We start from the raw sequence: 6,747 nt of genomic DNA, 5'->3' as shown, positions 1-6,747 counted from the left end.
CCGCCCCCGGCGACTCCAAGGTGACCGCCGTAATACGCCGGAAGGCAGAGAAGCTGACCGCCGACCAGGGCGGCAAGGTGACCATCGACCAGCTCCGTGAGCTGGGCCTGAGCCGCCGCACGGCGACCGACCTGCGCCGTGAGCTGACCGCATCCTGACGACACGCCAGCGGCCCGCCACAAACCCGGCGGGCCGCACGGTCGTTGTAGGGCAAGATCGACCCCTAGACATGGCAACGGCCCAGAGCTCGCAACTCCGGGCCGTCCGCCTCCCGACTCGCCATACCGAGAACAGGTGACGTTGCTGTGACCAGCGTACGAAAGACCCCGGCCGTCCCGCCACAGCGCACCGCCGGGCCGTCCCGCTGCTACTGCGGTAAGCCGCTCATCCAGACCCCCGGCAAGCGCGCTAAGCGCTTCTGCAACGAGGCGTGCCGTAGCGCGGCCCGCCGGAACCCCCAGGGCTCTAAGCGGGCTGCCGCAGACGCGACCGCGCCCGGCAAAAGCGGTCGCCTAGGTAATAGGTCCACAGAGTTTTCCAAGAGCGCTGACCAGCAGGAACGCGGCGCTAAGTCTGTGACCGCTGCGACCGCTGAGGAGCGGTCGGAAGCGCTCCGGGTCCGCCGGTACCAGGGCCGCAAAGTCCTCAACCGGGTCTCACAGATCGACGCCTGCAAGGGCTGCGGGCGGCGGGTCCTCGACCCGGCCACGGGCGTGATCTACGGCCACTCCTCGCGCGGCTACGTGGTCACGATCGGCCTGGTCCGCTGCGGAAAGATCTGGTTCTGCCCGCAGTGCTCGGCCTCGATCCGCCGGGGCCGCACGGAAGAGCTGACCACGGCGGCCCTGCGCTGGCTGGCCGCTGGCGGCACCCTCGCCGTGGTGGTGCTCACCGCCCGGCACAACCGAACGACCGAGCTTGCACGGCTCTCTGACGCCCTCTGGGGAGCCCCCCTGATCGACGCCAAGGGGGCTCCGGTCCTGGACCGCTCCGGCAAGCCCCGGCGGGCTCCTGGGGCCTATCAGACGATGCTGACCGCCCCCACCTTCTACGGGCGGCCTGAGTCGGTCTCCACCTGGACCCGCAAGAACGGCACGGTGGGCACGTCGGTGCGACCGGCGGAGGACGGCATCCGTCACCGGATCGGATACGCGGGCATGGCTCGGGCCTCGGAAGTCACCCGATCGTGGGAAAACGGCTGGCACCCTCACATGAACCTGCTGGTGTTCCTCGGGGCCCACATGAACGGCACCCCGGCCAAGGGCACCGTCCGGGAGTACTTCGAGCCTGGGGCCGACTCCTTGGAGGAGTGGGAGGACTGGTTGCGCGGCCTGTGGGCCTCGACCCTGCGCAAGGCTGATCCGACGTTCGAGCCGTCCACCGAGTGCGAGCGGCACGGCTGCAAGTGCGGCGGCAAGGGGCACGGCGTCACGGTCCAGCTCGTGAAGTCGCCGGATGACAAAGCCCTGATCGAGTACCTGACCAAGGTGCAGGACGGCAAGGCGGCCCCGGCCTCTGTGGACCAGGACGTGAAGGCCGCCAAGGGTGCGGCCCTGGAAGTCGCGCGGGGCGACAACAAGTCCGGCCGCCGGGAGTCGATGACCCCGTTCCAGATGCTCTACCGGCTGTACGACCTGGAGGTGTCCGGGCTCGGCCTGGAGGACGCCGAGGGGTACGGGACGGGCGAGCAGTGCCGGGCCTGGTGGGCTGAGTACGAGTCGGCCATGGCCGGACGCCGGGCGATCGAGTGGACGCGCGGCCTGCGCGGTCACGTCGGCCTCAAGGGCGACGACTCCGAGGAACAAGACCTTGAGTACGTCTACGACCCGGACATGCAAGCGGCGCTGACCGGCGGCGTGATCCTCACCGAAGCTGCCGTCACGGCCGTTGTCCGGGGGGATGCTGAACTCGACGTAGAGGCGTGCGTCCGGGCTGAGGCGTACGACTCTGTCGGCGACCTGGTGGAAGCGCTCGGCGGTTACCGCGCTCACGTCCGGATGGTGACCCCCGAACAGCTCGTGGAGACCCAAGAGAACCTGTTCGCCCGGGTGCTTGCCCGCCGTGAGGAACGGGCGCGACAGGAGCGGATCGAGGCTTACGAGCTTCAGAAGACCGTGGCGGAGAGGGAGGCCGAAACGGCGAAGCAGCGTCAGCGTCTGGCGGGCCTGTTCGCCGGGCTGCTGGCTCGGCGGTCCTGACCGGCCCCCTCGGGGGCCTGGTCCTCTCCCCCGCCCGGAGCGAAGCGAGGACGGGCGAGCACACCCAAGCGAAGCGCGGGGGTATAGCTCGCTTCCGAGTCTTCCGGGCGTCACTTAGCCACTGACCCGCACGACTCGGACGGCACCCACGTGAGGGGGTGGGGGGTTCTGCCGTCGAGAGGGCCCCCCGGGGCCCGACCGCCGGCGGGTTCCCCCACCCCCGACCCTGACCCACCAACGCAGAAGCCCCCCGGAGCCTTTGGGCTCCGGGGGGCTTCGGTTTGAGCGGGCTTGGCTACAGCGTCAGGTGCAGGATCACCAGGACGACCAGGGCCAGACCCCGGGCGGTGACGTCGATGCTGATGCGGATGTGCATGGTTCCCCTCTCTGGCGTTCACTCTGAGCGCCTGAGATCAGGCTAGACCATGCGTGTCAGTCTGAACCAGTCGGCTCGGCCTGCTCCTGGTCGTGGCCCTGGCTGGGGCCGGTGGTACCAGGGGGCTTCTCGCCCCCTGGACCCCTCGCCCCCGAAGCACCACCCGGCGCGCTCTGGACGCGCTGATGGCCTGGGCCCGTACGCGCCGGGCGGCACTTCGGCCCCGATGCGACCCGCACCCGGCCCGCGCCAGCAACCACCCCCCGGTTCTGTGGGGGGTTCCCTCCGGTCGGGCGGCGGGCGAAGCCCTAGTACGCCGGTCGTCGGGGCGTCCAGGCTCGCCGCTTGCGGCGACCGCGCTTGCGCGGCTTGGCCTGGATGCCTCGGCGGCCGGTGTGCTTGCCTCTGGCGCTGTCTGGCCGGAGGGAACCCCCCACAGAACCCCTACGAGCCCAACCACCCACCCAGCCGCAGACACCGACGGTGCCCCCTCCCCTCTGGGAGCGGTGGCCCGCCGGAGGCATCTGTCTTTGACCTTGGCCAACCGCCCGGCCGCAGTCGGCCTCGCACGCGCGCGCGTAGGGGCCCCTCCCGTGCAAGGACCGCAAGAACCGAAAACCGCAGGTCATGGCACGTGCGGACCCGCAATCGGCCCGCAAGGTCGTTGCGCCTCTTCGTGGGTTGGGTTGCAATCCAATGGGTCGCTATGCAATCCTCTTCTTGCGGGTCGGAACGCGACCCGATGGATCAAGGAGGAATCATGGCGGTCTTCATCTTCGGGGACGGCGTAGAGGTCAAGTTCGGCGGCAGCATCGTCCTGGGGGACCAGACGATCGTGTCTGGCGGCGTCGTTCACGGTGACGTGGTGGTCGGCGGCAAGCCGCAGGACCGGGACGAGAACGAGGGCGGGGAGTGACCCTCGAATCCCGGCTGAACGAGACGGTGAAGCTCCTGCTGACCCGTACCGGCCGGAGTCACGCAGAGCTGGCCGAAGCCTTGGGGCTCACCCGCGCGCCGGTCTCGGCCAGGCTCCGGGCCCCTGAGAGTCAGTCGGTCTGGAAGGTCAACGACCTTCAGCCGATCGCCGACTTCTTCGGCCTGACGGTCTGCGAACTGATCTCCGGCTTCCGCGCGATCCCCGAGCACCGGTTGCCCCCGGCGGCCGGGAGCACAGGACAGACCCGCATCTAACAAAAACGGACGGCCCCCGCTGCAACGGGAGCCGCCCTACAGCCCACGCAAACCCTGGAAGGAACCCGTGGACTACTCAGCAGCATGGACCAAGACAACCGAGACGACCAAGTCCGCGTATGCCGCGTCGGCTAAGGGCGTCACGAACACCCTCGACGCCCTGACCCCCGCCTGCGTGCCGTTCGCGGTGTGGTGGGACACGAAGGCGGAGCGCCGGAGCGAGCTCCGGACGGACGCGAACCGTAAGGCCCTGCACAAGGCGATTCAGGCCCACAGTGCGGCGTCGAGCGAGGCGGCCAGTGCGGCGGCCCGGCGGCGGAAGGAGCGCGACAAGTCGAAGAACCCGTTCGCGGAGGCTCGCCGGGCGGCGGCACAGGCCGACCGTGCGGCGGCCCGCAACAAGCGCGAGACGAAGGACACGCTGAGGGAAGCGCGCCGCAACTACCCGCAGACCATGAACCGGCTGGCTGCGAAGGTGCACGCCGCCCACCTGCTCCCGTCGGTCGCGTTGAGCTACGTCACGTCGACGGATGCTCACTGGACGCTGTGGCCTGCGGGAACGTCCCTCGCAGTCATCGCTGTGAATGTCGGCGCGCTGTGGCTCGGCCACCGTGAGGTGAGCTTGCAGCTCGACGAAGACCTGTCCGCTGAGGAGCGTCGCCTGTGCGAACGGCTCGCGCCGTCCCACTGGGCACAGCACGCGGAGGAGCGCGGCCTGTTCGGCACGATCACGACTCCGGCGGAGATCACGCCCGCCGGGATCGTCTGCGGCGTGCGGCTCGATGGCAAGTGGACCGTGAAGGAGCTGGCGGCCAAGAGCGAGAGCATCCGCGCGCTCCTTGGCATGGCGACCGAGAGGCGGATGGAGATCGGGCGGGGCAGTCAGGGTGACTGGGCCCGGATCATCATCCGGACGCGCTCCGCCTCGGACGGCATGTCGATGATCTGGACGCCGGACCACGAGGGCATCGGCGTGGACGAGGTGGACGGGTCGTTCGTCTCCCTCCCGCTCAAGGCGGGTCTGCACATCCTGATCGCCGGAATCACCGGCATGGGCAAGTCGGTGTCGTGGCGGGCCCTACTGCTGGAGGCGATCCGGCGCGAGGACTGGACGGCGGTCGTCATCGACCCGAAGCGTCAGGAAGCGATCGGCGTTCAGCACGTGGTGCGTGCGGTCGGCCAGGAGCCGAACCGTGAGAAGCGCATGGCTGACATCTACGCGATGGTCAAGGAACTGACGCGGGAGATGCACCGCCGTCAGGGCATAGCCACCGGAGCGGACTGGGTGCCGGACGGCCGCCCGGAGAACCGCAACCTCCTGGTCATCATCGACGAGGGCGCGGCCATCGTCCGCATGGCGAAGCAGAGGCAGTACGCGGACGTCCTCGACATGCTTGAGGAGCTGTGGAGCGAGGCCCGCGCGGTGGGCTTCCAGTTCGTCTGGGCCACGCAGAACCCGACCAAGACCGCTGGTGTCCCGCCGCTGGTGAAGGACAACATGTCGGCCCGCCTGGCGCTCACCACGGGTGCCGGTGAGCACGAGCGCTCGATCTTCGGCGAGAGCGCCCAGCAGACCGGCTGGACGCCCTCGGAGCTGGACGGCATGCCCGGCCGGGCGATGCTCCAGTACCAGAAGCGTCGCCCGAACCCCCTGCGGCTGTGGTTCGTCCCGGCCGACGAGATCGCCGCCCTCCCGGCTGAGGAGCCGTGGCACAGTCCGGCCCCAGAGGACAGCCCAGAGGGGCCGCAGGAGCCCGCTCCGGCCCCCGTGGACCCCGACACCCTGACGGACAACCAGCGGGCCGTTCTGGAGGCCGTACGCGGCGGCGCGACGACCAACGTCGCCATTGCCAACGCGCTCGACATCAACCCCGGCTCGGTCAAGCGCGCCGTGGACGCCCTGGTGAAGCTCGACGCGCTGACCAAGAGCGGCACCACGATCAGCCTGGGCGGTGCGGCATGAGCCACGAGATCACCCGACGGACCACCGCCGACGCTGTGACTGGCGCTGAGACCGCTGTGGCCGATGCACAGCGGCAGACCGAGATGTTCGAGCTGATCAAGCTCATGGCCGCCCAGCAGGCGGCGACAACCGCCGCCCAGCAGGCGGCCCAGCAGGAGAACATCCGGGCCCTGATCGCCCTGGCCAGTGAGAACCAGCGCCGGAAGTCCTCCGGGGACTGGGCCCTGATCGCCCTGGCCGTCGTCGCCGGGGGCGGCGTCCTGGTGCTCCTGTTCCTGTCCCTGGCCGTCGTCGCCCTGGTGGTGGGCGTCACCGCCCCCGTCGTCTACAAGACCGTCCGTGAGATCCGAAAGGGAACCAAGTGAACCGCCAGATCACCCGCCGCCACGTGGTCATCGCCGGGGCCGTGGTCGTCGCGGTCACCGCGTTCGCCGCCTCCGCTGACACCCTCGCCGCCCTCGGTCGGGCGGTCGGCTGGAAGGGCCAGTTGTCCTGGTCCCTGCCGGTCGCCGTGGACGTGCTCGCCCTGGTCGCCCTGGTCGCCTGGTTCACCCCCGGCGTGCAGAAGCTCGGCCAGTGGATGACCGCCGGATCGGTGGTCACCTCCGTAGTCCTCAACGCCTTCGGTCACCTCGTGGGGACCGGTCACCTCATCGTCGGCCCGGAGATGGTCATCGGCGTCTCGGCCGTGCCGGTCATCTCCATGGCACTCGCCGCCCACCTGGCCGTGGAAGTGACCGGCAAGGGTGACCACCAGGAGGCGACCGAGGAGCCCGCGCCGGTTACCGCCGAGGAGCCCGCGCCGGTTACCGCCGAGGAGCCCGCGCCGGTTACCGCCGAGGAGCCCGCGCCGGTCATGGCTCCGGTCACGAAGGTGGCCGCCCCCGGCGACTCCAAGGTGACCGCCGTAATACGCCGGAAGGCAGAGAAGCTGACCGCCGACCAGGGCGGCAAGGTGACCATCGACCAGCTCCGTGAGCTGGGCCTGAGCCGCCGCACGGCGACCGACCTGCGCCGTG

The 6,747-nt window shown here is 69.9% G+C and carries 6 protein-coding genes; all 6 read left to right on the top strand.

Features of this window, described 5'->3' with window-relative positions:
- Positions 1-575: 575 nt before the first annotated feature.
- Positions 576-2,198: a replication protein gene (locus PUR71_RS13360; RefSeq protein WP_329927188.1), complete on the top strand. Its 1,623-nt coding sequence runs from the start codon at positions 576-578 to the stop codon at positions 2,196-2,198.
- A gap of 1,136 nt (positions 2,199-3,334) precedes the next feature.
- A complete protein-coding gene (locus PUR71_RS13355; RefSeq protein ID WP_329927187.1) occupies positions 3,335-3,490 on the top strand; it encodes a hypothetical protein in 156 nt (51 codons plus the stop codon).
- Positions 3,487-3,765, top strand: a complete 279-nt coding sequence (locus PUR71_RS13350; RefSeq protein ID WP_329927186.1) for an XRE family transcriptional regulator — start codon at positions 3,487-3,489, stop codon at positions 3,763-3,765. Before PUR71_RS13355 ends, PUR71_RS13350 begins: the two co-directional genes overlap by 4 nt.
- A 67-nt stretch (positions 3,766-3,832) precedes the next feature.
- Positions 3,833-5,728 carry an FtsK/SpoIIIE domain-containing protein gene (locus PUR71_RS13345; protein ID WP_329927185.1) on the top strand — a complete coding sequence of 632 codons (1,896 nt, stop codon included), beginning with the start codon at positions 3,833-3,835 and terminating at the stop codon, positions 5,726-5,728.
- A 56-nt stretch (positions 5,729-5,784) separates the two neighbouring features.
- A complete protein-coding gene (locus PUR71_RS13340) occupies positions 5,785-6,093 on the top strand; it encodes a hypothetical protein (RefSeq protein WP_329927184.1) in 309 nt (102 codons plus the stop codon).
- Positions 6,090-6,747, top strand: a 658-nt coding sequence (locus PUR71_RS13335) for a DUF2637 domain-containing protein (protein WP_329927183.1), incomplete at its 3' end; no start/stop codon positions are given. The genes PUR71_RS13340 and PUR71_RS13335, both read left to right, overlap by 4 nt.

The organism is Streptomyces sp. SP17BM10 (genome assembly GCF_036322405.1).
In the GTDB taxonomy this organism is placed as follows: Bacteria; Actinomycetota; Actinomycetes; order Streptomycetales; family Streptomycetaceae; genus Kitasatospora.
Note: the sequence above shows the minus strand (reverse complement) of the source record. Positions and strands in the feature narration are given on the sequence as shown.

Coding starts and splice junctions, on each gene's coding strand:
- PUR71_RS13355 (WP_329927187.1), top strand. CDS start 3,335: ATGGCGGTCTTCATCTTCGGGGACGGCGTAGAGGTCAAGTTCGGCGGC.